25 protein-coding genes and 1 riboswitch are annotated in these 23,025 nt (G+C 70.9%); of the genes, 17 read left to right on the forward strand and 8 right to left on the reverse strand.

Annotation, left to right across the window (positions count from 1 at the left end; genetic code table 11):
* Positions 1 to 17: 17 nt before the first annotated feature.
* Both ASE01_RS16850 and ASE01_RS16855 read left to right on the forward strand, forming a co-directional pair.
* Positions 18 to 947: a hypothetical protein gene (locus ASE01_RS16850; protein WP_056754480.1), complete on the forward strand. Its 930-nt coding sequence runs from the start codon at positions 18 to 20 to the stop codon at positions 945 to 947.
* Between the two features lie 55 nt (positions 948 to 1,002).
* A complete protein-coding gene (locus ASE01_RS16855) occupies positions 1,003 to 1,569 on the forward strand; it encodes a dihydrofolate reductase family protein (protein ID WP_056754486.1) in 567 nt (188 codons plus the stop codon).
* Between the two features lie 24 nt (positions 1,570 to 1,593).
* On the opposite strand, the gene ASE01_RS16860 is transcribed toward ASE01_RS16855, so the two are convergent.
* Both ASE01_RS16860 and ASE01_RS16865 read right to left on the reverse strand, forming a co-directional pair.
* Positions 1,594 to 2,097: a hypothetical protein gene (locus ASE01_RS16860; protein ID WP_056754489.1), complete on the reverse strand. Its 504-nt coding sequence runs from the start codon at positions 2,095 to 2,097 to the stop codon at positions 1,594 to 1,596.
* Positions 2,098 to 2,106: 9 nt separating this feature from the next.
* Complete coding sequence (locus ASE01_RS16865; RefSeq protein WP_056754493.1) at positions 2,107 to 3,501, reverse strand: APC family permease; 1,395 nt, start codon at positions 3,499 to 3,501, stop codon at positions 2,107 to 2,109.
* A 129-nt stretch (positions 3,502 to 3,630) separates the two neighbouring features.
* On the opposite strand from ASE01_RS16865, the gene ASE01_RS16870 reads away from it, so the two are divergent.
* From ASE01_RS16870 to ASE01_RS16880, 3 genes are all read left to right on the forward strand, one after another.
* Complete coding sequence (locus ASE01_RS16870; RefSeq protein ID WP_056754980.1) at positions 3,631 to 4,470, forward strand: sigma-70 family RNA polymerase sigma factor; 840 nt, start codon at positions 3,631 to 3,633, stop codon at positions 4,468 to 4,470.
* A 145-nt stretch (positions 4,471 to 4,615) separates the two neighbouring features.
* The gene (locus tag ASE01_RS16875) at positions 4,616 to 4,852 is read left to right on the forward strand and encodes a hypothetical protein (protein WP_056754496.1); all 237 of its coding nucleotides are present in this window, start codon (positions 4,616 to 4,618) and stop codon (positions 4,850 to 4,852) included.
* A 146-nt stretch (positions 4,853 to 4,998) separates the two neighbouring features.
* Positions 4,999 to 5,385 (forward strand): VOC family protein, encoded by a 387-nt coding sequence (locus ASE01_RS16880; RefSeq protein WP_056754499.1) that lies wholly within the window; start codon positions 4,999 to 5,001, stop codon positions 5,383 to 5,385.
* On the opposite strand, the gene ASE01_RS16885 is transcribed toward ASE01_RS16880, so the two are convergent.
* The gene (locus tag ASE01_RS16885; protein WP_056754503.1) at positions 5,375 to 6,064 is read right to left on the reverse strand and encodes an SDR family oxidoreductase; all 690 of its coding nucleotides are present in this window, start codon (positions 6,062 to 6,064) and stop codon (positions 5,375 to 5,377) included. The two genes, ASE01_RS16880 and ASE01_RS16885, sit on opposite strands and share 11 nt — an antisense overlap.
* Positions 6,065 to 6,151: 87 nt before the next feature.
* Between ASE01_RS16885 and ASE01_RS16890 the strand changes: the two genes are divergently transcribed.
* The gene (locus tag ASE01_RS16890; RefSeq protein WP_056754505.1) at positions 6,152 to 6,619 is read left to right on the forward strand and encodes a winged helix-turn-helix transcriptional regulator; all 468 of its coding nucleotides are present in this window, start codon (positions 6,152 to 6,154) and stop codon (positions 6,617 to 6,619) included.
* A gap of 15 nt (positions 6,620 to 6,634) precedes the next feature.
* On the opposite strand, the gene ASE01_RS16895 is transcribed toward ASE01_RS16890, so the two are convergent.
* Positions 6,635 to 7,099 carry a MarR family winged helix-turn-helix transcriptional regulator gene (locus ASE01_RS16895; RefSeq protein WP_056754506.1) on the reverse strand — a complete coding sequence of 155 codons (465 nt, stop codon included), beginning with the start codon at positions 7,097 to 7,099 and terminating at the stop codon, positions 6,635 to 6,637.
* A 70-nt stretch (positions 7,100 to 7,169) separates the two neighbouring features.
* Here ASE01_RS16895 and ASE01_RS16900 point away from each other — a divergent pair, with 70 nt between their 5' ends.
* Entirely contained in the window at positions 7,170 to 9,209 is a 2,040-nt protein-coding gene (locus tag ASE01_RS16900; protein ID WP_056754510.1) for an MMPL family transporter, read from the forward strand.
* Between the two features lie 16 nt (positions 9,210 to 9,225).
* Here ASE01_RS16900 and ASE01_RS16905 read toward each other — a convergent pair whose 3' ends face one another.
* Positions 9,226 to 10,710 carry a flavin-containing monooxygenase gene (locus ASE01_RS16905; protein WP_056754513.1) on the reverse strand — a complete coding sequence of 495 codons (1,485 nt, stop codon included), beginning with the start codon at positions 10,708 to 10,710 and terminating at the stop codon, positions 9,226 to 9,228.
* Between the two features lie 107 nt (positions 10,711 to 10,817).
* Here ASE01_RS16905 and ASE01_RS16910 point away from each other — a divergent pair, with 107 nt between their 5' ends.
* A complete protein-coding gene (locus ASE01_RS16910) occupies positions 10,818 to 12,041 on the forward strand; it encodes a PucR family transcriptional regulator (protein WP_056754515.1) in 1,224 nt (407 codons plus the stop codon).
* A gap of 1 nt (position 12,042) precedes the next feature.
* On the opposite strand, the gene ASE01_RS16915 is transcribed toward ASE01_RS16910, so the two are convergent.
* Entirely contained in the window at positions 12,043 to 12,723 is a 681-nt protein-coding gene (locus ASE01_RS16915) for a hypothetical protein (RefSeq protein WP_056754517.1), read from the reverse strand.
* 155 nt (positions 12,724 to 12,878) lie between these two features.
* On the opposite strand from ASE01_RS16915, the gene ASE01_RS16920 reads away from it, so the two are divergent.
* The 3 genes from ASE01_RS16920 (at position 12,879) to ASE01_RS16930 (ending at position 15,323) form a co-directional block, all read left to right on the forward strand.
* Positions 12,879 to 13,364 carry a CAP domain-containing protein gene (locus ASE01_RS16920; RefSeq protein ID WP_056754520.1) on the forward strand — a complete coding sequence of 162 codons (486 nt, stop codon included), beginning with the start codon at positions 12,879 to 12,881 and terminating at the stop codon, positions 13,362 to 13,364.
* Between the two features lie 69 nt (positions 13,365 to 13,433).
* Complete coding sequence (locus tag ASE01_RS16925; protein ID WP_056754523.1) at positions 13,434 to 13,658, forward strand: hypothetical protein; 225 nt, start codon at positions 13,434 to 13,436, stop codon at positions 13,656 to 13,658.
* Between the two features lie 27 nt (positions 13,659 to 13,685).
* Positions 13,686 to 15,323: a hypothetical protein gene (locus tag ASE01_RS16930; protein ID WP_056754526.1), complete on the forward strand. Its 1,638-nt coding sequence runs from the start codon at positions 13,686 to 13,688 to the stop codon at positions 15,321 to 15,323.
* 32 nt (positions 15,324 to 15,355) lie between these two features.
* Here the strand turns inward: ASE01_RS16930 and ASE01_RS16935 are convergent, their stop codons facing one another.
* Positions 15,356 to 16,879 (reverse strand): LVIVD repeat-containing protein, encoded by a 1,524-nt coding sequence (locus ASE01_RS16935; protein WP_056754529.1) that lies wholly within the window; start codon positions 16,877 to 16,879, stop codon positions 15,356 to 15,358.
* Between the two features lie 89 nt (positions 16,880 to 16,968).
* On the opposite strand from ASE01_RS16935, the gene ASE01_RS16940 reads away from it, so the two are divergent.
* Positions 16,969 to 17,661 (forward strand): DUF305 domain-containing protein, encoded by a 693-nt coding sequence (locus ASE01_RS16940; protein ID WP_162260305.1) that lies wholly within the window; start codon positions 16,969 to 16,971, stop codon positions 17,659 to 17,661.
* A 21-nt stretch (positions 17,662 to 17,682) separates the two neighbouring features.
* On the opposite strand, the gene ASE01_RS16945 is transcribed toward ASE01_RS16940, so the two are convergent.
* Complete coding sequence (locus tag ASE01_RS16945; protein ID WP_200958869.1) at positions 17,683 to 18,198, reverse strand: dual specificity protein phosphatase family protein; 516 nt, start codon at positions 18,196 to 18,198, stop codon at positions 17,683 to 17,685.
* Positions 18,199 to 18,234: 36 nt separating this feature from the next.
* Positions 18,235 to 18,443: riboswitch (cobalamin riboswitch) on the forward strand.
* Positions 18,444 to 18,502: 59 nt separating this feature from the next.
* Between ASE01_RS16945 and ASE01_RS16950 the strand changes: the two genes are divergently transcribed.
* From ASE01_RS16950 to ASE01_RS16970, 5 genes are read left to right on the forward strand one after another with little or no spacing between them, the layout of a single operon-like run.
* Complete coding sequence (locus ASE01_RS16950) at positions 18,503 to 19,492, forward strand: ABC transporter substrate-binding protein (protein WP_056754536.1); 990 nt, start codon at positions 18,503 to 18,505, stop codon at positions 19,490 to 19,492.
* A complete protein-coding gene (locus tag ASE01_RS16955) occupies positions 19,492 to 20,571 on the forward strand; it encodes a FecCD family ABC transporter permease (protein ID WP_082606131.1) in 1,080 nt (359 codons plus the stop codon). Before ASE01_RS16950 ends, ASE01_RS16955 begins: the two co-directional genes overlap by 1 nt.
* Positions 20,568 to 21,377, forward strand: coding sequence for an ABC transporter ATP-binding protein (locus ASE01_RS16960; protein ID WP_235536057.1), 810 nt, complete (start codon positions 20,568 to 20,570; stop codon positions 21,375 to 21,377). Before ASE01_RS16955 ends, ASE01_RS16960 begins: the two co-directional genes overlap by 4 nt.
* Positions 21,377 to 22,018 (forward strand): (2Fe-2S) ferredoxin domain-containing protein, encoded by a 642-nt coding sequence (locus tag ASE01_RS16965; RefSeq protein ID WP_056754539.1) that lies wholly within the window; start codon positions 21,377 to 21,379, stop codon positions 22,016 to 22,018. Before ASE01_RS16960 ends, ASE01_RS16965 begins: the two co-directional genes overlap by 1 nt.
* Positions 22,015 to 22,923 (forward strand): amidohydrolase family protein, encoded by a 909-nt coding sequence (locus tag ASE01_RS16970; protein ID WP_082606132.1) that lies wholly within the window; start codon positions 22,015 to 22,017, stop codon positions 22,921 to 22,923. The genes ASE01_RS16965 and ASE01_RS16970 overlap by 4 nt, the downstream gene beginning before the upstream one ends.
* The last annotated feature ends 102 nt before the right edge of the window (positions 22,924 to 23,025 follow it).

Below are 23,025 nucleotides of genomic sequence, written 5' to 3' on the forward strand. Positions count from 1 at the left end.
GCGACGACGCTCACCCCGTGAGCGAGGAGATCGTCGAGGCCAGCCCCGAGCAGGTCATGGCCGTCATCGAGCAGATGCCGGACCTGCCGTGGCCCGAGGGCGAGGAGTGGCTCGAGTGGGAGATCGACGGGCTGGAGGGTCAGACCAGCTATCTCATGCACGTCCTCCCCCTCGCCGCCACCACGGACGCCGCCGCACTCGCGGCCTACACCTCGCGCCTGACCTGGCTGGCCGACAAGCGCTGGGTGGCGCGCTTCCGGTTCGACGCGACCCTCTTCACCGATGACGCCGACACCGACCCGGCGTCGTACGACCGTCGCAGTGCGCCTGCGAGCCTGGTGCGCTCCCTCGACGCGGACAACGCCGCGTGGTGGCCGCGTGGCGAGAACGCAGTGATGCTCGTCGTCAGCGCGGAGGCCGCGGAGACGAAGAAGGCGGCCGTCCTCGTGCTGCCGTCGCAGTGGTTGAAGGGCCCGCCACCCACCGCGTACGCGACCACCTCCCCGCTCGTCGCCGACTTCCTCTCCGGCGACAAGGACCGCGTGATCCCTGCGTTGTGGGCGGTGATGAAGACCCGGGACCCCGAGGTCCTGACCCCGCTGGCGCACTCGTTGCGAGCCATCGAGAGGGCGACGGCCAACGTCGAGCTCGGCGGCATGCTCGCCTCCAACGGGTCCCACCTGGCGCACGCGCTCGACCGGGTCGCGCTCTTCGACAAGCGGGTGTGCCTCTGCACGGCCTACCCCTCCCACCAGTTCTACGACCCGGACAAGGAGGAGGCCCAGCAGCACGTCCGGATCCTCGACCGGGTCCCCAACGAGCGGCAGTGGGTTCCTGACCGGATCTGTGAGTGCCGTGACTGCGGCAGGAAGTACCAGGTCGAGCAGGGCGAGTACCACTACACCTGGTGGAAGTGGACCGAGGTCGCAACCGACCGGGACCGATGAGTCCGGCCGGTGCCGGCAGTCCACCCGACATGACCACGAGCACGAGGAGCGAGTGATGCGCAGGGTGACCTACTCGTTGGGCCAGTCACTGGACGGCTTCACCATCGGACCCGACGGCCGCTTCGACTGGAACGCGCCCGACGAGGAGCTCTTCACCTTCACCACCGAGGAGGTGCGAGAGGTCGACGTCCACCTGATGGGGCGTCGCCTCTACGAGGCGATGCTCTACTGGGAGCAGCCCGAGAACGCGGACTCGTTCGGCCCGCTGGAGCAGGAGTTCGCCAGGCTGTGGCTGGCGCTGCCGAAGCTGGTCTTCTCGCGGACCCTGACGAGTGTCGAGGGCAGCAACGCGCAGCTCGCGACCGCCGGTCTCGCCGAGGAGATCGAGCGCCTGCGTGCCGAACCGGGCGACGGCGTCATCGCGATCGGCGGTGCGACCCTCGCGACGGAGGCGGCGCGACTGGGCCTGGTCGACGAGTACCGGATGCGGATCCAGCCGGTCCTGGTCGGCGGCGGCCTGCCGTACTTCCCGCTGGACGAGCAGCGCGTCGACCTCGAGCTGCTCGAGACGCGCGTCTTCTCGCAGGTCGTGCACCTGCGTTACCGGGTACGACGCGACTGAGTCCCGCTGGGTCGGGAGGGAGCGTCAGGACTCGTCGCCGAGGTGGTCCAGCAGGTCGTCGAGGCCCTCGAAGGACACGGACTCCACGCCCTCGATCTCGACCTCGATGTCCTCGAACCGGAGGTTCTCGTCGAGCTGGACCCGGATGATCCCGTCGGGGAACTGCAACGGTGCGACGAAGGACAGCAGCACCGCGTCGACGAAGACCACCGACGAGGTGAGGGCGATGTCGTCGCGCAGGGCTGAGGAGACGAGACCGCTCTGGGAGCCGGCGGCCTCCTCGATCTCCCTGATCGTGTCGGTCAGCACCTGGTCCCACTGGTCGGCGGTGATCGCGAGGAAGGCCCTCACCTTCTCGACCAGGTCGGCGACGGGGACCTCGTCGCGGTCCTCGGTCTCCGGGTCGACGTTGACCATCACATCGGTGCCAGCGGCAGGCAGGGCGGCCATCCCGTAGACGAAGTCGTCCTCGGCGACCGGGTCCTGCAGCACGGTCGTCAGGGCGTTCACGAGCTGCTGGATCTCCATGCAGCGAGCCTACTGGGCGGTCTCGGCACCTTCGCGCCGGCCGAAGAAGTGCTCGAGCAGGAACAGCACGCCACCGATGGCCAGCAGTCCGGCGCACCACACCACCGAGGTCGGGTCGTCCACGACGACGTACACGAGCAGCACGGCGTTGCCGACCAGGCCGAGGAAGAGCAGGGGACGGGGAGCGCGGAAGGTGCGCTCGGTCTCGTCGGAGCCGCTGAGCTTCAGCGCGGCCGCGATGACGAGGAAGTAGATGAAGAGCAGCAGGACCACCGTCACCGTCGCCAGTCGTGCGATCAGGTCGATCCCGCCGCCGGCCTCCACGACCAGGGTGCCGATCACCAGCAGCGCCGCCACGACCAGGCCGGAGAAGATCAGGCCGACCCAGGGGCTGCGACGGGTCGGGTGGAGCTTCGCGAACACACCGGGTACGACGTCCTCGCGCGCCATCCCGTAGAGGATGCGCGGCTGGGTCACCACGGCGACCAGCGTGGTGTTGGTGATCGCGATGCAGGCGATGACGGCGAACAGCGTGGTCATGAAGGTCAGGGGCACCGGGATGATGTCGGCCTTGACGACCTCCAGCAGTGCAGCCTCGGACTTCGCGAGACCGGTCGCGCCGACGACGAGTGAGGCCGTCGCCGCGACGATCACGTAGATCAGGCCGGCGGCCAGCATGCCGCCGATGAGCGCGCGCGGGAAGGCGCGGTGCGGGTCGATGGTCTCCTCGGCGACGTTGGCGACGTTCTCGAAGCCGGTCATCGCGAAGAACGCCAGCGCGACCCCCGCCACGATCGCGAAGATCGGACTGGAGGTGGTCTCGAACTCGGTGAGCCTGCCGAAGTCGGCATCACCCTGGGCGACGTACCAGACGCCGATGATCATCACGATCACCAGACCGGAGATCTCCACGAAGGTCATCACCATGTTGATGACGACCGACTCGGTGATCCCGATGAAGTTCACGATGGTCAGGACCAGCAGGAAGAGCAGTGCGACCAGGAGCGCCGACGGGACGTCCCACAGCTCCAGGAAGTAGCGCGCGAACCCGACCGAGAGCGACCCGGCCGCGGCGAAGCTCGCCGAGAGGAAGGCCACCGTCACCAGGAAGGCGAGTGGTCGGTTGCCGAACGCCTTGTAGAGGTAGAGCGCGGCGCCCGCGGCCTGGGGGTACTTCGTCGCCAGCTCGGCGTAGGCGAGCCCGGTGATCGCGGCGACCGAGACCCCCACGGCGAAGGCGATCCAGAACGCGCCGCCCACCTCGCCCGCCACGGAGCCGATCAGGACGTAGATGCCAGAGCCCAAGACATCGCCCAGGACGTAGAAGAACAGCAGTCGACCGGTGATGCTGCGGGTCAGCTCGACCTCGGGACCGGTGCGATCCGCTGTGTGGGTGTCCGTCATCGATGCCTCCGGGGGTGGACGTGACCCCCTTGGTCCCCGAAAAGCCGGATTCCATGAGCCCGAATGGTCACACCTGTCTCCTCGCCGACGTCGAAGGGCTGGGAGCAGTCGACATGGAAGGGTGAGGACATGGACCAGACCGAGGCGTTCGAGGCCGAGCGAGCCAGGCTCGTGGGCGTGGCGACACGGGTGCTCGGCGACGCCGCCGAGGCCCAGGACGTCGTCCAGCAGGCGTGGCTGCGGTTGAACGGCACCGACACGGTGATCGAGAACCTGGCGGCCTGGCTGACGACCGTGACGACCCGGCTCTGTCTCGACCGGCTCCGGGCGCGGACCCCGATCCCCGAGGCCGACCTCGACGCGGACCTCGACGAGCACGCCCCGGACCCTGCCGACGACGTCGTCCTGGCCGACACCGTCGGGATCGCCCTGCAGGTGGTGCTCGACCGGCTCAGCCCGGGCGAGCGGGTGGCGTTCGTGCTGCACGACAGCTTCGGCTTCGACTTCCCGACCATCGCTGCCGTGCTCGACACCACCCCGGTCGCCGCCCGCAAGCTCGCCTCCCGTGCCCGCAGCAAGGTGGCCCAGCCCCGCTCCGAGGACCCGCTCGCCGACTGGGAGGTCGTCGACGCCTTCATGGCGGCTGCCCGCGAGGGCGACTTCTCGCGGCTGGTCCAGCTGCTCGCACCCGACGCCGTCATCGCGGGCGACGAGGCCGCGGTGCTGATGGGGACGCCGGCCAGGATCGCCGGACAGCAGGAGATCGCGACCTTCTTCAACGGCGCCGCGCACTCCGCGCTGGCGGTGTACGTCGGTGATCGGGCCGGTTCCGCGTGGTTCGACCGTGGGCAGGCACGGGTGGTCTTCGACTTCACGATCGCCGACGGGATCGTGCAGCGCATCGACTTCCGTGCTGCCGCCGACGTGCTGGCCCAGGTCGCCCGCCGCAAGGGCGACGAGCGCCGCTGACGCACTTGGGTGGAGAAAACCACGCACTTGGGTGGAGAAAACCGCGCACTTCGCGCTGAAGAAATCTTTCCGGAAGTGGTCACACCGACCCTCCGGCGTACGTCGACCAGACGTCACCCCACACGGAACGAGAGAGGACACACCCATGAAGACCATGACCTGCCGCCAGTTCGGCGGCCCGTGCGACCAGGCCCACCGCGGCGAGAAGGCGGACGAGGTGATCGTCGCGCAGGACAAGCACCTCAAGGAGGTCGTCAAGGCCGGTGACGAGGCGCACCAGGAGGCGCGTCAGGAGATGAGGTACCGCTGGCTGCACCCCAAGAAGTCGCTCGGTTGGTACAACGACATGAAGGCGACCTTCGCAGCCCTCCCGGAGGACTGAGCAGATCGGCCCGGAGTGAGCGAATCGTCCTCTGAAGTGGTGATGGTGCGGGCGCGCCGACGGGCGTACGTTGGTCGGACGGGCCCGGCCGGGGCCCCCTCGGAAGCCTCGACCGGTGGGCCGCACCCATCCGCCGAGGAGGCAGCATGTTGCAGGACAGCACGGTCATCGCGAACATCCCGGCAGCCGATCTCGATCGCGCTCGCCGCTTCTACGCCGACACCCTGGGGCTCACCCCGGTCGAGGAGAATCCCGGCGGTCTGACGTACCGGACCACGGGCGGCGCCGCGTTCTTCCTGTACGAGACCGAGTACGGCGGCAAGGCCGGTCACACGGTCGCGCACTTCGAGGTCGCCGACGCCGCCGCCGAGGTCGACGAGCTGCGGGCGAGGGGCGTGTCCTTCGAGCGCTACGAGATGCCGGGCGTGACCTGGGAGGGCGACGTCGCCGGGCTCGACGGCCTGGGCCACGCCGCCTGGTTCAAGGACAGCGAGGGCAACATCCTCTGTGTGGGCGACACGGTCACTGCCTGAGGGCGCCGGTGGTCAGTGTCGGCAGTACGGCGTGCAGCTCGGCCGTGAGCTCGTCGGCGAGGACCTCGGTGTCGCCTGCTTCGAGGGCGTCCAGGATCCGGCGGACGATGTCCGCAGGCGCGGACTTGGCGACGTCGAGACCAGCGATCATCGGGGTGTCGACGTAGCCGAAGTGGGCTCCGAGGACCTGCGTCGACTGGCTGGCGAGCTCGGCCCGCAGGGCGTTGGTGATGCCCCAGAAGGCGGCCTTCGTCGGCGCATAGGCGCCGGGGGAGGTGAGCCAGCTCAGCAGGGAGTGGATGTCGATGACGGCTCCGCCGCCGCGGGCGGCGAGCATCGGGGCGAGGGCACGGGTCAGGGCCAGCGGTCCGAACACGTTGGTCTCGAACGTCGCCCGGATGTCGTCGAGGTCATCGGTCAGGAGCGAGCCGCCGCCCGATGCGCCGGCGTTGTTGAGCAGGAGGTCGACGTCGCTGGCCAGGGACGCAGCGGCCTCGATGTCCGCGGGGACGGTCACGTCGAGCAGCAGCGGCACGACTCGGGCGTCCTCCCAGTCGATCTCGCGCCGCGCGGCGGCGTACACCTTCGTCGCGCCGCGCTCCAGCAGCTGCCGGACGAACTCCGCGCCCAGGCCTCCGCCTGCACCGGTCACCAGGGCCACGCGGCCGTCGATCTCCATGCTCACTCCTCTGACTATTGTTTGCTGAAGTCAGACGCTACCTGATAACTTCGGCGGAGTGAAGTCAGATCGGGAGTGAGGCAGATCATGAAGCTCGAGGAGCGGCTCCAGGACCGGACGCAGTGGACCACCGCCGGACGCTGTCCGGTCGAGCGGGCGATGGGACTGGTGGGCTCGCGCAACGCGATGCTCGCCATGCGCGAGGCCTTCTACGGAACGACGCGCTTCGACGACTTCGCCGAGCGCGTCGGGATGTCCCCGGCCACGACGTCCTCGAACCTCAAGGCGCTCACGGAGGCCGGTCTGCTCGAACGCCGGCCCTACCGGGAGGCGGGCACGCGCACCCGTGACGAGTACGTCCTCACCGAGGCCGGCGTCGACCTGATGCCTGTCGTGCTCGCGCTCTTCGCCTGGGGCAGCAGGCACGCCGGCGAGACACCCGGCGTGGACGTGGTGCACGCCGGATGCGGTGAGGCCGTCGAGGTCCGTGCGACCTGCGCGGGTGGGCACCAGCTGGAATCGGACGACGTGGAGCTGCGGGTCCGCTCGCGCTGACCGTTGGGGATGCGGCTACTCGGGCGATGCCGCGGGTGGGTGGTCGATGACCGCCTCGACGCACTCGAGCGCGCCGCGCAGGTAGCGCTCGACGACGGCCCGCTCGGCGTCGGAGAACTCCGCGTCGAGCCGGGCCAGGCCCTGGAACATCGGCAGCAGGTGACGCTGCATCTCGCCCCGGCCGGAGTCCGTGAGGTGCAGCTGGGTGCGCCTCCGGTCCGTCTGGTCGGCCACCCGGTCGAGGTGGCCCCGGCGGCTGAGGCGGTCGACGATCCCGGTGGCCGCGGCGCTGGTGACGTCCAGCTCGCGGGCGAGGGCGGCAGGTCCGGTCGGACCATGGCTCAGCTGCTCGAGGGTGGCGAGCTCGACCTCGCTGAGGCTCGCTCGACGTCCGACGACGTGACGCACCTTCACCCCGGCCTCCAGCAGGCTGCGCAGGGTCAGCAGGGTCGGCGACGCGTGCCACGGTCGCTCGGACAATTGTCTCACCTGCTTAACTATCAAGTACCTTAAGGATAGTACGTCGTTCCCCTCGCCGATGGAGTTTCCCATGCCCGCCGACGTTCCCCTCCGCTTCGCGACTGCGATCACCGCCCGCCGCGCCGCCGCTGTGGTCGCTGTCCTGCCCTTGCTGCTGGCCCTGGTCCTGATCGGCTTCCTGGGGGAGGGTGAGCGGGACCAGCGGCCCACCGACTCCCTGCCCCGCGACCTCGACAGCACCCTGGCCACCCAGCTGGCCACCGAGCTGGGTGAGAAGTCCGGCGAGGACGACCAGGACGTCGCGATCATCCTGTTCGACGCGGACGAGGAGCTCACCGCCGACCAGGTCACTGACATCGAGCAGGCCGTGAGCGCCGTCGGGGCGGCTCCGCAGCAGCTCTCCGTCGCCACGGACCGGACCGCCGCCTTCGTCGTCGTCCCCGTCGCCGCGGCCTCCGCGACCGACACCATCGACGCCGTCGACGAGCTGCGCACCACCCTCGAGCGGGAGGTGCCGGACGGCGTGAACGCCCAGGTCACCGGTCCCGCCGGGATCCAGGCCGACCTCGCGAAGGTGTTCGACGGCGCCAACACCCGCCTCCTGCTCGCGACTGCCGGCGTCGTCGCCCTCCTGCTCGTGATCACCTACCGCAGCCCGGTCCTCTGGCTGGTCCCGTTGCTGGTCGTGGGCATCGCCGACCGGCTTGCTGCGATCCTCGCGACCCGGGTGATGGCGGCGCTCGACGTCGCCTGGAACGAGTCGACCGTCGGGATCCTGTCGGTCCTCGTCTTCGGTGCGGGCACCAACTACGCCCTGCTGCTCATCTCCCGCTACCGCGACGAGCTCGGCCGCGAGGAGTCGCGCCACCGCGCGATGGCCGCTGCACTGCGTCGTACCTTCGAACCGGTCCTGGCCAGCGCGACGACCGTCGTCCTGGGACTGCTGTCCCTCCTGCTGTCCCTCACGCCGAGCACCCGCGGCCTCGGCCTGGCCTGCGCGATCGGCATCGTGGTCGCCGCCTTCTTCGTGCTCGTGGTGCTGCCCGCGACGCTCGTCCTGTTCGGACGCTGGGTCTTCTGGCCGCGTACGCCGCGCGTCGGCGCAGTCGCCCTCGCCGAGCGACCCTCCCTGTGGCGCCGGGTCGGCTCCGTCGTGGAGGCCCGGCCAGCCCTGCTCGTGGTGGGGACGACGCTGGTGCTCGCCGCACTCGCGGTCGGTCTGTTCCGCGTCGAGACCGGCCTGGGCAGGTCCGAGCAGTTCCTGGAGAAGCCCGAGGCGATCGCCGCGGCGGAGCGGCTGGCCGAGTCCTTCCCGGCCGGGACCTCCAGCCCCACGGAGGTCCTCACCCGCGACGACCCGGCGGCCGTGCTGGCCGCCGTCGAGCAGGACGGCAGTGTCGACTCCGCCCGGATCACCGCCGAAGGAGGTGGCCTGGCCCGCATCGACGTGATCCTGGATGCCGAGCCGGGCTCGGCCTCGGCCCGGTCGGCGGTCGGCGACCTGCGCGCAGCGGTCGCGGACTTCGAGGACACCCACGTCGGTGGCGAGGAGGCGGTCGCCCTCGACGAACGTGACGGCGCGTCCCGCGACCGCGGGCTGATCCTGCCGGTGATCCTCGGGATCGTGCTGCTCGCGCTGGTGCTGCTGCTCCGCTCGATCGTGGCGCCGGTGCTGCTCGTGGCCACCGTGCTCGCGACGTACGGCGCCAGCATGGGGCTGTCCTGGTGGATCTTCACCGGGCCGCTCGGCTTCAGCGCGCTCGACGTGTCGGTGCCGCTCTTCGCGTTCCTGTTCCTGGTCGCCCTCGGCGTCGACTACAACATCTTCCTGGTGACCAGGGCCCGCGAGGAGGCCCGCGACCACGGCACCCGCGCCGGGATGCTCCGCGCGCTGGCCGCCACGGGCGGCGTGATCACCAGTGCCGGCATCCTGCTGGGCGCGGTCTTCGCGGTGCTGGGCGTGCTGCCGCTGGTGGTGCTCGCCCAGCTGGGACTGGTGGTCTGTCTGGGTGTCCTGCTCGACACGCTCGTGGTCCGCACCGTCCTGGTGCCCGCGCTGGCGTTGCTGCTCGGTGACCGGTTCTGGTGGCCGAGCACCATCCCGCGATGATGCGGACCAGGCGGGCTCAGGCGGGCTGGGTCTCCGTGACCCGCGCCCGTGAGAACTGCAGGAACTCGTCGATCACGGCACCGCCGCGCACCGACTTCGCGTCCTCGCGGTAGCTCATCGACATCCGCCACGGGCCGCTCGTTCCCTGGCGGGGGAGCTCGTCGATGGCGCGCTGCACGTAGCCGGCCGCGAAGTCCAGCAGGGGACGGGTCTCCATCGCCGGTGCCTCGGGCACGCAGGCGTCGTACCCGTGCTCGTCCATGTGGGCCAGCAGGGCGCAGAACTGCTCGCAGAGCAGGCCGACCTTGAGCGTCCAGGACGAGTTCGTGTAGCCGATGGCGAACGCCAGGTTCGGCACGCCGCTGAGCATCATGCCCTTGTAGGCGACGTGGTCGGGGGCGTGCATCGCGACGCCGTCGACGCTGATCGCGACGCCGCCGAAGAGCTGCAGGTTGAGGCCGGTCGCCGTGACGATCACGTCGGCGGCGAGCTCCTCGCCGGACTCCAGCAGCACGCCGGTCTCGGTGAAGGTGCGGATCCGGTCCGTGGCGACCGACGCGCGGCCCTCGCGGATGCTCCGGAACAGGTCGCCGTCGGGGACCGCGCACAGGCGCTGGTCCCACGGGTCGTACGGCGGGTTGAAGTGGGTGTCGACGTCGAAGCCCTCGGGCAGCGCCTTGGCGTTGACGGTGCGGATCAGGGTGCGCGCCGTCTTCGGGAAGGTCTGGCAGAACGACCACACCAGGCGCTGCTTGGCGATGTTCTTGCGCCGCGCCACGGCGTAGCCACGCTCCTCGCCGAGCACCTTGCTCAACCCGTTGGCCAGCTTGTCCTCCGAGGGCACCGGCATGATGTACGTCGGCGTCCGCTGCAGCATCGTGACGTGCTCCGCGCCCCCGGCGACCATCGACGGGACCAGGGTCACCGCGGTCGCGCCGGAGCCGATCACCACAACCTTCTTGCCGGCGTAGTCGAGGTCCTCGGGCCAGGCCTGCGGGTGCACGACCTCCCCGGCGAACCGCTCACGCCCCTCGAAGTGGGGCGTGAAGCCCTCGGCGTAGTCGTAGTAGCCGGTGGCACCGAAGATCCAGCCGGCGGTCAGCTCGAACCGCTCGCCGGTGTCGCCGCGCTCGACCTGGACGGTCCATCGCGCCGACTCGCTCGACCAGGCGGCGCTGAGCACGCGGTGGGAGTAGCGGATGTGCGGCTCGATGCCGTACTCCTGCGAGGTGTCGCGCAGGTAGTCGAGGATCTTGTCCGCGCTGGCGATCGCCTTGGGGTCGGTCCACGGCTTGAACTCGTAGCCGAACGTGTGGAGGTCGGAGTCGGAGCGGATGCCGGGGTAGCGGAACAGGTCCCACGTGCCGCCGGACACCTCGCGCGCCTCGAGCACGGCGAAGGTGGTGCCCGGGCGCTCGGTGAGCAGGTACCGGGCCGCACCGATGCCGGAGATGCCGGCGCCGATGACGAGGACGTCGAGGTGCTCAGGGCTGGAGGTCATGACTCCATGGTGCGCGGCCCGGCACGTACGTGGGCAGGGCTGATTCCACCTTTCCAAGGATGCGATGGTGCACTCTGCACCACGTGGATTGGTCTATCGTCGGCCCCATGACCTGGGAGGACCCGACGCAGGAGGCGCGCGACCTGATCCGGCAGGCGGCCGAGCTGGCGGTCTCCGCACCCGACCAGTGGGTCGGTCCGGTCCACGAGGCGACGCTGTCGGCTCCCTCGACGGTCGAGATCGCCGCGGACCCGGCGCTGGCCGACGCGATCCGTCGGGCCAACTTCGACAACCTCTTCGCCTGGGCGACCGCCAACGTGCGCGCGCCCGGCGACCGGGTGCCGCCCAACACCAGCGCCGTCCAGCTCGACGTCGCCCGGGACCTGGTCCGGCGCGGGCTCGACGAGGTGGGCCTGGACGCCTACCGCACCGGGCAGAACGTCGCCTGGCGCTCCTGGATGCAGATCTGCTTCGGCCTGACCCGCGACGTCGACGTGCTCGAGGAGGTCCTGATGGTCTCCGCCGCCTCGATCACCGACTTCGTCGACGGCACCATCGCCGCGGTCGCCGACCGCATGGCCGGCGAGCGCGACGAGCTGACCCGCGGCTCCCAGGCCGAGCGGCGCGACCTGGTGACCCTGTTGCTGGAGGGCGCCCCGGTGTCGCGCTCCCGCGCGGAGAGCGTCCTGGCCCACCGGCTCGACGGGCCGCACACGGCGGCGGTCGTGTGGACCCTCGACCGCTCCGCCGACCTGGGCCAGCTGGAGCGGGTCGCCGAGGCACTGATGCGCGCGGCGGGCGCGCGCCAGCGGCTCACGGTCGTTGCCTCCGCCGGGACGCTGTGGGTGTGGCTGCCCGTTGCCGGCCTGCCCGACCGCGACCAGCTCGGCGCCTTGCTGGCCCGCACGCCCGAGGTGAGGGTCGCGGTGGGCACCCCCGCCCGCGACGTCGAAGGCTTCCGTCGCAGCCACCAGGACGCCCTGGAGGTACGACGCCTGGTGGCCCGGCTCGGCACGACCGAGCCGATGGTGACCTTCGCCGAGGTCGAGCTGGCGGCACTGGTCACGCGGGACGCGGCGCGGGCCGAGGAGTTCGTCGACCGGGTGCTCGGCGACCTCGCGGGCGCGGCGCCGGAGGTCCTGGAGACGATCCGGGTCTACCTCGCGGCGCTCGGCAACGCCTCGACGGCGGCGACGCAGCTCTTCACCCACCGCAACACCGTCCTGAGGCGGCTGGCGCGTGCGGACGAGCTGCTGCCACGGCCGCTGGCGGAGGACCCGTTGCGCGTCGCCGTCGCGCTCGAGGTGCTGCGCTGGCGGGCCTCCGGCTGAGTCAGCGAGCGCGCTCGGCGAGCCGTACGGCCGCGTGCTGCACGATCGCGAGCTCCTCGGGGTCGCGGGCGACCTCGTGCGGGACGCCGCCGCCGAGCAGTCCGGCCGGCTGGGTCAGCCAGGTCCACACCTGCCACGGGTCCATGCCGGAGGCGAGGAGCGGCTCCAGCACGGCTGCCAGCTCGGGACGCAGCTCGCCGGTCGCGTCGAGCTGGAAGGCGGGCACCAGCGTGGCCCCGTCCTGCTGGACGACCAGCAGGGCGCGCCGTTCGGCGGCCTTGTGCACGGCGAAGCGGGTGGCGTTCTCGGAGGCGCCGCGCAGGGTCGCGAGGCCGGCGTAGTCGTGCGACGGCGAGGCGAGGAGGGCAGCGCGGACCTGTGCCTGTCGGCGCAGCTGCACCAGCGCCAGAGGGACCGCGTGCGCGGACTCGTCACCCTCGCTGTGCAGCAGCCGGTCGAGGCTGGCGAGCTGCTCCTCGCCCAGGGCCTTGCCCGTGCTCGGGTCGCGCCAGCGCGCCGCGCCGTCGCCGTCGCGCTCGAAGGAGGGGAGTCCTGCCGCGCCGAGGTGGTCGTCGAGGCCGAGCCCCTCGAGCCAGGCCGCGAGCTGTTCGCTGGTCGATCCGGGGCCGGTCGCCGCCGGGGCCGGGGCCGCCGATCCGCAACCATGTTCCTGCTCGTGCACGACCTCAGCCTGCCACCGCCCGCTGCCCTCAGCGGAATCCGTCGTTGGCGTCGAGATCGCTGTCGGTCCAGGGATCAGGTTCCGGGAGCCGGGTACTCCCCTGTGCAAGGAAGCGGGGGACGCACCTTGGGAACCATCTCGGAAGGGACCCACTCATGAGCACACTCCTCCGCTCGGCCGCGGCCGGGCTGATCGCCACGACCGCCCTGACGGCCTCCACCACCGTCCAGCAGCCGCCGGCTGCCGCGCAGTCGGTCTCTGCCATGCCGGCGAGCTACGAGAGCGCCGTCCTGCGGCAGATCAACCTGCGCCGGACCGCGCGCGGGCTCCGTCCCCTGCGCGCTGGCGGCTGCGTCGACCGGTACGCCGAGTCGAGGAGCCGGCGGATGGCGGTCAACGACGTCCTGGTGCACCTCGGGGGCCTGCGCAACGCCCTGTCCGGCTGCGACGCGACGATGGTCGGCGAGGTGATCGGCAGGGGCCGCGGCTTCCGCGACGCCAGCAGGATCGTCCGGTCCTGGATGGGCTCGGGGAGTCACCGCGACGTACTGCTGACCAAGCGGTTCCGCAACGCCGGCGTCGGTGCCTGGCGCGACAACGACGGCACCGTCTACGTCAGCGTCGTCTTCCGCGCGCCCTGACCGGCGGGTCGGTCGCCGGGCCAACCCGCCGCGTCGACGCGCGCACCGGTGCGAGATACCGTGGGGGCCATGACTCGGGATCATGCATCGAAGGCGTACACCCTGCGACAGTTCGTCGCCTACCGCAGGCTGATCGAGCAGCGCCAGCGGATCGACCCGGAGCACGTCGTCGACGAGTACGCCCGGGCCAACCCGGACGTCGACCTCGACCTGCGCACCACCTTCGCCGAGTGGCGGATCGGCACCCGCCCCGGCGACACCGCCGTACGACCCCTGGGGTTCCACGTCCGCTGAGGTCGCCGTGTCCCTAGGGTGGCGGCCATGGCGGCCGACCGCGGGAACCCAGCGCGCTTCGTCCGGAGCCTGACCCTCCTCGGGGTCCTGCTGCTGTGGTGGGCGTTCGGGCCGTGGGTCCTGCTGCTCGCGATGGCCTGCCTCGGTCTCCCGCGGGTGCGCCAGTGGCTGCGCCCGACCCGACGGGTGCTCCTCGCATGGGTGGGTGCGATCGCCGCGGTCGTGCTGGTGGTCGTGCTGGTCCCGGACGGTCGCCTCCCGATCCCGCCCGGTGCCGGTGCCCTGGTCACGCCGTCGTACGCCGGCAGCCCGGTCTCCGCGCAGCCGATCGAGATCACCCTTCCCCAGCATCCCAGCCTGGCGGCCAACGGCCGCTCGGCGATGCACAACGACGGCTGGTCCAGTGATGCCTACGCCGGTGCCGGCCCGCTCGGGCTGGACCCCGAGGTCGACACCGCGTGGTTCGGCGTCAAGGAGTGCGCGACGTTGGCCTTCGACTCCGCGGGCCGCCTGATCGCGCTGTGCGGCAACCTCCGGGGCGCGATCATGCACGTCCTGGATCCCGCTTCGATGGCACCGCAGGCAACCCTGGTGCTGCCGGAGCGTGGCGACGGCCGCGGACGCAAGCCGTGGGAGAACCTCTGCGGCGGCGCCTACTTCTACCTCGACGCCGAGGACCGCGCCGTGCTCGCCACCACGGACCGCCGGATCCTCACCGTCAGCACCAGCGACGCCCGCGGCGAGCCCGCCCTGCACGTCGAGACCGCCGTCGACCTCACCGACGAGATCCCGGCCGAGGACTGCCTGATCGCGCTCATGCCCGACTGGCGGGACCAGGGCACGTGGTGGGTCACCCGCGACGGCCGAGTCGGACTCGCACCGTCCGGCTCGACCCCGGACGAGCCCTCGCCGGTCCTCGAGCTGGGCGAGGAGATCGTGAACTCCGTCTCGGTCGGTGCCGACGGCGGCCTGTATGCCGTCACCACGCACCGCTTCGTCAAGCTGCGTGCAGTCCGCGGCCGGATCCGTACGGTCTGGGAGCAGCCCTACGACCGTGGCTCGCAGGTGAAGCCGGGGCAGCTCAGTCAGGGCAGCGGCACCACCCCGACGCTGATGCCCGGCGGTCTGGTCGCGATCACCGACAACGCCGAGCCGCGCATGCACGTGCAGTTCCACCGCCAGTCCGACGGTGCGTTGGTCTGCCGCGAGCCCGTCTTCGGCGACGACGAGAGCGCGACGGAGAACTCACTGGTCCTCGTCGACCGCAACGCTGTCGTGGTCGAGAACAACCACGGCTACTCCAGCCCGCTGCGCACGATCCTGGGCCGCGCGACGCCGGGCGGCTTCGCGCGCGTCGAGGTCGACCCGGACACGGGCACGTGCTCGACGGCGTGGACCAACGAGATCGCCGCGCCGACCTCGGTCGCGAAGGCGTCGCTGGCGAACGGGCTCGTGTACGCCTACACGAAGAAGTCCAGCCCCTGGGGCGTGAACGCGTGGTACCTCACCGCGATGGACGCGCGCACCGGCAGGCTCGCCTTCGAGGTGCGTACCGGCATCGGGATCCTCTTCAACAACAACTACGCCGCCGTCACCCTCGGACCGGACAGCTCGGTGTACGTCGCGACCCTCGCCGGGATGGTGAGGGTGCGCGACACCGGCTGATCCGGCCCGAGGGCCGGGAGACGGGAGACGGATCAGTACGACGTCTGGGACTGGACGTTCAGCTCGTCGAGCCGGACCCGTTGGGCCGGTGCGACACGCGGGTCCCGGACGCGGAACACGTCGAGGCCCTGCTGGATGTCACTGGAGTAGATGTGGCCGTTGTACCAGTACGCCGACCACGATCCGCCGAGGATGAGCCGCTCCGTCGAGAGCGGGCCGCGGTCGAAGTACGCGATCTCCTTCGGCCTGGCGGAGTTCGTGAAGTCCCAGACCGAGATCCCGCCCTGGTACCACGCCTGCACCATGATGTCGCGGCCCTTGACCGGGATCAGCGAGCCGTTGTGGGCCACGCAGTTCTCGGTGTTGGCCTGGGTCCGCGGGATCTTGAAGTAGGAGCGGAAGACCAGCTTGCCGCGCCGGATGTCGTAGATCCCGTCGGCTCCCTTGACCTCGCCGACGGTCGGGTTGCAGGTCGGGCCACCGCCGCCTCCGAGCTCGTCGGTGAAGACGACCTTGGTGCCGTCGTTGTTGAAGGTCGCGGAGTGCCAGAACGCGAAGTTCTCGGTGTCGCGCACCTGCTCGGTCACCACGGGGTTCTCCCGGTCGGAGATGTCGATCAGCACGCCGTCACCCATGCAGGCGCCGGCCGCGATGTCCTTGCGGGGGTAGGCCGTCAGGTCGTGGCAGCCCGAGGTCGTGCTGGAGTAGCCGCCCGACGGGTTGCCGCCGTCGGGGAACAGCACCGGGGTGCTGACCACGGCTGCGTCCTCCGGAGAGCGCAGCGGCACCTTCACGACACTGATCTGGTCGTGCGGCGGCTGGCAGTCGGGGAAGCTCGCGTTGGGGGAGTACGACGACACGTAGACGTAGAGGTCGCGCCGGTTCTTCGACGGGGCGAGCGTGTGGGTGTGCGACCCGCAGGCCGTCTCGACGGCCGCGACGTACTCGGGCTCGGTCGGGTCACTGATGTCGAAGACCCGGATGCCCTCCCACGACTCCTTGATCGTCGCCGACTGCCCGACGTTGTCGCAGGTGTTGTTGCTGCGGCTCGAGTCGACGCTCAGGACCAGGAGGTCGTCGTACACGGAGATGTCGTTCTGCGAGCCGGGGCACAGGACCTGGGTGACGATGCGCGGCTTCTGCGGCTTGCGGATGTCGTAGACCGTGAACCCGTCGTAGTTGCCCTGGAACGCGTAGTTGCCCTGGAACGCGAGGTCGGTCTGGAAGGACCCCTCGGCTGCGAAGGGCCCGGACTTCGGCAGGTTCGCGAGGAGGTCGATGTTGCGGCTCTTGTCGACCTCGCCGGGCTCGAGCACCGCGTCGGTGTCGTCGAGCCGGGCCAGGTCCTGACCGGGCTGGCAGGAGAGCCGGAAGTTGTCGCCGGCCTTCTCTGCGCTGCGTTGCTGGCCGGGTGGGCACTGGGCTGCCGGGGGCTCCTGGGCATCGGTGTCGTCGTGGGCGAAGACAGGTTGGGTCAGGGCTGTCACGCCGAGGGCGAGCACGCCCAATGAGGCGACGCCGAGTCTGCGCAGGCGCAGGGGGACAGGGATCGACATGTTCACTCCCGAGAATTTGGATGAGGATCCGAGCTTCGACTCTCGCCTATGGTGAGGACTTCCCACAACCCCTTTCGAGGAGCTTCTCGGTGTCTCGGTCTCGGTCGTTCTCCCCTGTCCACCGCATGGTCGCGACGCTCGCCGTCGCCGCCCTGACGGCCTTCTCGCTCACCGGATGTCTCGAGAAGGAGGACTCCCGGGAGCCCGACGCCGCGAGCTCGCCCGCGGTGATCCAGCCCGGCGGCCCGGGAGAGGACGCCTCGACCCTCGCGCCCGGGGAGACGGCCGAGCACGCCGCCTTCGCCCACGACGACGTCGCGTTCATGCAGATGATGATCCCGCACCACGCGCAGGCGCTGACCATGTCGGAACTCGCTCCCTCACGCGCCCTCTCGCCGGCGGTCAAGTCGATGGCGCGCCGGATCCTCGCCTCCCAACGACCCGAGATCCTGACGATGGGCGCCTGGCTCAGCGACCGCAACCTCGCCGTGCCCTCGGCAAGTGATGCACCTTCCGACTTCGACCATGGCGAGCACGGTCACGCGACGATGCACGGCATGCTCACCGCCGCGCAGCTCCAGGCGCTCGAGGACGCCAGCGGCACCGAGTTCGACCGGCTCTTCCTCGAGGGGATGATCCAGCACCACCAGGGCGCCATCGACATGGCCGACGTCGTCGCAGTCAAGGGATCCGACGTGCAGGTCACCGAGATCGCGAACGACATCGTGGTCGGGCAGGGCGCGGAGGCCGAGCGGATGCGGACGTTGCTCGCGCGGCTGTAGGCCTGCGGGTGGGGCAGCCGCTCAGAGCGTGTGCAGGTGCCGCACGAACATCGGGTTCGTCAGCGCCCAGGGACCCCGCGCCCGGCGGACGAGGTCGATCGCGGACGGTACGTCGTGACCGAGCTCGACCAGCGTGCTCGCGACCATCAGGCCCGACCGGTTGAGGCCTCCCGAGCAGCGCACCAGGACGCTCCGGCCGTCGCGGACCGCGGCGGCGGCGACGCCCGCGAGCTCGGCGACGCGACGGGCGATGCCCTGGTCGACGGCGGCGTCGGCCATGCGGAGCACGTGGTGCTCGACGCCGTCGGCGGGGCCGTACCCGGCGCGCGTCACCATGCTGATGACGAGGTCGAACTCGTCACCGACGACGCAGGTCCTGGCCTGGGAGAGGACGTCGTGGCCGCCCTGGAACAGGCCCGGCACGACCTCGTTCCACGGCTCGTCGCAGAGCGGGATCCGGGTCGCTCGACCGCTGCCGCGGCACGCCGCGCAGTCGGGCATCAGCGCGGGGTCGGCGTAACAGCGGTGGCACAGCACGCCCGCATGGTCCCATCCCGCGGCTGGGACCGGTCTGCTAGCGTCCGCCCCGCCAGTCGTACTCACGTTTGTCGTGGGTCAGGGAACCCGGTGAGAGTCCGGGACTGACGCGCAGCGGTGAGGGTGACGGGCGGAGCACGAAGCCACTGGGCGACGGCAGCAGACACTCGGCTGACGGAGCCTGGGAAGGCGCTCCGTCCGGTGGATCCCGAGTCCGAAGACCTGCTGGCCGTGGACCTCCGGGTCTGCGTCCCCCCACCCACGCAGGCTTCGCGCAAGAGCCTCGGAACGAAATGAGTGACCCGTGACGTCGCGTCCGACCCGTTCTTCCTCTGCCCTGCTGGCCCTCCCGTTGGCCCTTGTCCTCGGCGGCTGCGCCGGCGCACCCGAGGCCGACCAGAAGGAGGCCGGCGGGGACGCGTACCCCGTCGAGGCCACCAGCTGCGGCTACACCTCGAGCATCGCCGCGCCGCCCGAGCGCGCCGTGACCATGAACCAGGGCGCCACCGAGGTGATGCTCGCCCTCGGCCTCCAGGACCGCATGATCGGCACCGGCTACCTCGACGACGCCGTCCCCGAGAAGTGGAAGGCGGCGTACGACGCCGTCGACGTGCTCTCCGAGGAGTACCCCGACAACGAGACCCTGCTGAAGGCCGACCCGGACTTCGTCTACGGCTCCTACGCCAGTGCCTTCGGCGATGACGCCGCCGGACCGCAGGCCGAGCTCGACGACCTCGGCATCGGCTCCTTCCTCTCGCTGTTCGGGTGTGGGGAGAACAAGCCCAGCGCCGACGTCTCCTTCGACTCCGTATGGGACGAGATCGAGACCGTGGCCGACGTGTTCGACGTCCCGGACCGCGCCGATGCGCTCGAGGAGACCCAGCAGTCGCAGCTCGACGAGCTCGAGAAGACCGCCCCGGGCAAGGGATTCGAGGTCTTCTGGTTCGACTCCGGTGACAAGACGGCGTTCGCCGGGGCGGGCGAGGGCGGCCCCCAGCTGATCCTCGATGCGGTCGGTGCGACCAACCTGTTCGCCGACCTCGAGGGTGGCTGGGCCGACATCAGCTGGGAGCAGGTCGTGAAGGCCGACCCGGACGTCATCGTCCTGGCCGACGCCAGCTGGTCGACGGCGGACGACAAGATCGCGTTGCTCGAGAAGGACCCGGTGCTGAAGAACCTGCGTGCGGTGAAGGCAAAGGCCTACGTCGTGCTGCCGTTCTCCGAGACGACGCCGGGCGTCCGGCTCGCCGACGGTGCACTCGCGGTCGGTGCCCAGCTGGCCGACCTGCGCTGATGCTGCAGGCCGTGGAGGCCGTGGAGGCCGTGCCGCCGGTCCGACGTCGTACGCCGGGCGGGTGGGTGAGCGGCGCGCTGCTGTCGGTCGCGCTGCTGGCCTCCGTGGTGCTGGCCGTCGGGATCGGCTCGGTCCACGTCCCGGTCGGGGACGTGGTCGCCGTGGTGCTGCGTCGCTTCGGCGCGGGCATCGACAACGTGACGGTGATCGACGACCGGATCGTGTGGCAGCTGCGGATGCCGCGGATCGTCGGAGCCGCAGCGACCGGAGCCGGGCTGGCCATCGCGGGTGCCGTCCTGCAGTCACTGACCCGCAACGACCTCGCGGACCCGTACCTGCTGGGCATCTCGGGTGGGGCGACGGTCGGCGCGGTGTCGGTGCTCGTGCTCGGAGCAGGGGTGGCGGGCATGGCCGGAGGCCCTGCCCTCAGCATCGGCGCCTTCGTCGGTGCACTCGGCGCCCTGGCGCTCGTGCTCACCCTCTCGACGGGCCGGACCGGCGACCTGCCACCTGCGCGCACCGTGCTCGCCGGGGTGGCGATCGGCCAGATCTGCGGTGCCTACACCTCCTTCGTGGTGATGATGAGCGGCGACCACGACGCTGCCCGGCGGGTGCTCGCCTGGACGATGGGCTCCCTGGCCGGCGTCCGCTGGTCGAGCGCCGTGGTGCTGCTCGTCGTGGCGCTCCTCGCCCTGCTCGTCATCGTCGCGTGTGCGGCAGACCTCGACGCGTTCGCCTTCGGTGACTCCTCGGCGTCCTCGCTCGGTGTCTCGATCCGCCGGGTGCGCTGGCTCCTGATGGTCGGCACCGCGCTGCTCACGGCCTGCCTGGTCGCGTACACGGGTGCGATCGGCTTCGTCGGGCTGGTCGTCCCCCACGTCATCCGTCTGGTGTGCGGGCCGCTCCACCGACGACTGCTCCCGCTCAGCGCACTGGCCGGCGCCATTTTGATGATCTGGGCCGACACGGCCGCACGCTCGCTCGTCGAGGGCCAGGAGATCCCGATCGGTGTGGTCACGGCGGTGATCGGCGCCCCGGTGTTCGCCTACCTCCTGCGACGGGAGTCGAGGACCAGATGACCGGCCTGAAGACCGGCCAGATGACCAGCCAGGGCGGCGTCACCGTCCGCGACCTCAGCTGGGGCGTGCGCGATCGCCGGATCCTGCACGACGTGTCACTCGACTGCCCGGCGGGCACGGTGACCGGCCTGCTCGGTCCCAACGGTTCAGGCAAGACCTCGCTGCTGCACGTGATGGCGGGCCTGCGCAGGCCCGCGGGCGGCAGCGTGCGCCTCGGTGAGGAGGACGTGCACGACATGTCGGCCCGCACCCGGGCGCGCCGGATCGCCGTCCTGGAGCAGCATTCGTCGACGAACCTTCCACTGACGGCCGGCCAGGTGATCGAGCTCGGCCGGATTCCGCACCGCGGTCGATGGCCGGCGGGGCGACAGGAGGGTGCGGAGGAGATCGCCGAGGCGATGCGTCTCGCGGAGGTGACCCACCTCGTCGACCGGGACTGGCAGACCCTGTCGGGCGGCGAGCGGCAGCGCGTGCAGCTCGCTCGCGCTCTCGCGCAGCAGCCGGGCGTGCTGATGCTCGACGAGCCGACCAACCACCTCGACCTCGCCCATCAGATCGACCTGCTCGCCACGGTCCGCGAGCTCGGACTGACCGTGATCGCCGCGCTGCACGACCTCGATCTCGCCGCGGCCTTCTGTGACCACCTCGTGGTGCTGCGCGACGGCCGGGTCGTCGCTGCCGGTGCGCCGCCGGAGGTGTTGACCTCGGACCTCGTCGACGACGTCTACGGCGTCGAGGCCACCGTCGGAACGCACGAGCACTCGGGCCGACTGCATGTGGTGTGGCACGACGAGCGGGCCCGTTGATGCGTGCGACGGTGCTGGTTCCGTTGGGTGCCGACGCGGCGCGTCACGCCGCCGAGCTCGACGACATCGCCGCAGCCACGGGGTCGTCGGTGGCCTACCTGCAGCTGGGTTCGCCCAGCCTGGCCGACGAGCTGGACCGTCTCGCCGCAGCCGGGGCCACCCGTGTCGAGCTGGTCGGCCTGGGACTGGGCGCACCGACGGCCCGGTCCTGGCTAAGTCGCGTCGCCGGGCACTGGCGCCGCTCCCATCCCGAGGTCGAGGTGGTGGTCAGCGGTCGCGCGGTGCGCGGGACGGAGGCGCCGCTCGCCTCGCCCGCATGGGAGGACGTCCCGGGCCATCGCCACCACGTCCTTGTCTGTCGCGGTCCACGCTGCTCGGCGCGGGGCTCGGCCCTGACGGCGAGCGCCGTCGACGACGAGCTGCGCGTGCAGGGCCTGGGCGACGACGACGTGCTCGTCACCCAGACCGGGTGCCTGTTCCCCTGCAACCAGGCGCCTGTTGTCGTCGTCCATCCCGAGGACGTCTGGTACGGCGGGGTCGATGCCTCGTGCGCGCGGCGGATCGTCCGGGAGCACGTCGTGGCGGGCGATCCGGTGGTCGAGCGCCGGCTGCCACGAGCGCTGGGCGAGAATCGAGCATGACCGCGAGCTCGCAGATCGTTCCGCCCGACGAGGCCCGGCAGGTGCGCGAACGCCTCGATCGTCTCGGCCTGCCGGGGATCATCGACGTGCACACGCATTTCCTGCCCGACCGGATGATGGCGAAGGTCTGGGACTACTTCGACCAGGCCGGACCGCTCACGGGCCGTCCGTGGCCGATCGCCTACCGCACGTCCTCGGACGAGCGCGTCGCGACGTTGCGCTCGCTCGGCGTGGAGCACTTCACCTCCCTGGCCTATCCCCACAAGCCGGGCATGGCGCAGTGGCTGAACGGCTGGTGCGCGGACTTCGCGGCCGAGCACCCGGACTGCCTGCACTCGGCGACCTTCTTCCCCGAGGCCGGCGCGGCGTCGTACGTCGAGGAGGCGATCGGTCGGGGCGCGCGGATCTTCAAGGTGCACGTCCAGGTGGGCGACTTCGATCCGAACGACCCGCTGCTCGACGACGTGTGGTCCCTGCTCGCGGCGACCGGGACCCCCGTCGTCATCCACGTCGGGCACGGCCCGGCGCCCGGCCGGTTCACGGGACCGGCCGCGGCCGCCGAGCTGCTGCGGCGGCACGACGGCCTGCGGCTGGTGATCGCCCACCTCGGCCTGCCCGACTACGGGGACTTCCTGGACCTCGCGCTCGAGCACCCCCTCGTCCACCTCGACACGACGATGGCGTTCACCCGGTTCACCGAGGAGACCTCACCCTTCCCCGCCGGTCGTCGGGCCGACCTGGTCACCCTCGGCGAGCGGATCCTCTTCGGGTCCGACTTCCCCAACATCCCCTATCCGTACGTCGAAGCGGTCGATGCCGTCCTCGAGCTCGGCCTCGGTGACGACTGGTCGCGGGGGGTGCTGCGGGACAACGCGGCACGCCTGCTCGGCATTCAGGCGACGTAGACAAAGAGACATGTCGACATGTCGCCTCTTGGCGCGGACGGCTGTCGCGATCTAGGGTCGACCTGCCCGCGAACCCGCGTGGCAGCTGGCGATTCTCGGGAG

It is taken from the genome of Nocardioides sp. Root190 (assembly GCF_001428565.1).
Taxonomy (GTDB): domain Bacteria; phylum Actinomycetota; class Actinomycetes; order Propionibacteriales; family Nocardioidaceae; genus Nocardioides.

Coding starts and splice junctions, on each gene's coding strand:
- ASE01_RS16855 (WP_056754486.1), top strand. CDS start 1,003: ATGCGCAGGGTGACCTACTCGTTGGGCCAGTCACTGGACGGCTTCACC.
- ASE01_RS16860 (WP_056754489.1), bottom strand. CDS start 2,097: ATGGAGATCCAGCAGCTCGTGAACGCCCTGACGACCGTGCTGCAGGAC.
- ASE01_RS16865 (WP_056754493.1), bottom strand. CDS start 3,501: ATGACGGACACCCACACAGCGGATCGCACCGGTCCCGAGGTCGAGCTG.
- ASE01_RS16870 (WP_056754980.1), top strand. CDS start 3,631: ATGGACCAGACCGAGGCGTTCGAGGCCGAGCGAGCCAGGCTCGTGGGC.
- ASE01_RS16875 (WP_056754496.1), top strand. CDS start 4,616: ATGAAGACCATGACCTGCCGCCAGTTCGGCGGCCCGTGCGACCAGGCC.
- ASE01_RS16880 (WP_056754499.1), top strand. CDS start 4,999: ATGTTGCAGGACAGCACGGTCATCGCGAACATCCCGGCAGCCGATCTC.
- ASE01_RS16885 (WP_056754503.1), bottom strand. CDS start 6,064: ATGGAGATCGACGGCCGCGTGGCCCTGGTGACCGGTGCAGGCGGAGGC.
- ASE01_RS16890 (WP_056754505.1), top strand. CDS start 6,152: ATGAAGCTCGAGGAGCGGCTCCAGGACCGGACGCAGTGGACCACCGCC.
- ASE01_RS16900 (WP_056754510.1), top strand. CDS start 7,170: ATGCCCGCCGACGTTCCCCTCCGCTTCGCGACTGCGATCACCGCCCGC.
- ASE01_RS16905 (WP_056754513.1), bottom strand. CDS start 10,710: ATGACCTCCAGCCCTGAGCACCTCGACGTCCTCGTCATCGGCGCCGGC.
- ASE01_RS16910 (WP_056754515.1), top strand. CDS start 10,818: ATGACCTGGGAGGACCCGACGCAGGAGGCGCGCGACCTGATCCGGCAG.
- ASE01_RS16920 (WP_056754520.1), top strand. CDS start 12,879: ATGAGCACACTCCTCCGCTCGGCCGCGGCCGGGCTGATCGCCACGACC.
- ASE01_RS16925 (WP_056754523.1), top strand. CDS start 13,434: ATGACTCGGGATCATGCATCGAAGGCGTACACCCTGCGACAGTTCGTC.
- ASE01_RS16930 (WP_056754526.1), top strand. CDS start 13,686: ATGGCGGCCGACCGCGGGAACCCAGCGCGCTTCGTCCGGAGCCTGACC.
- ASE01_RS16935 (WP_056754529.1), bottom strand. CDS start 16,879: ATGTCGATCCCTGTCCCCCTGCGCCTGCGCAGACTCGGCGTCGCCTCA.
- ASE01_RS16955 (WP_082606131.1), top strand. CDS start 19,492: ATGCTGCAGGCCGTGGAGGCCGTGGAGGCCGTGCCGCCGGTCCGACGT.
- ASE01_RS16960 (WP_235536057.1), top strand. CDS start 20,568: ATGACCGGCCTGAAGACCGGCCAGATGACCAGCCAGGGCGGCGTCACC.
- ASE01_RS16965 (WP_056754539.1), top strand. CDS start 21,377: ATGCGTGCGACGGTGCTGGTTCCGTTGGGTGCCGACGCGGCGCGTCAC.
- ASE01_RS16970 (WP_082606132.1), top strand. CDS start 22,015: ATGACCGCGAGCTCGCAGATCGTTCCGCCCGACGAGGCCCGGCAGGTG.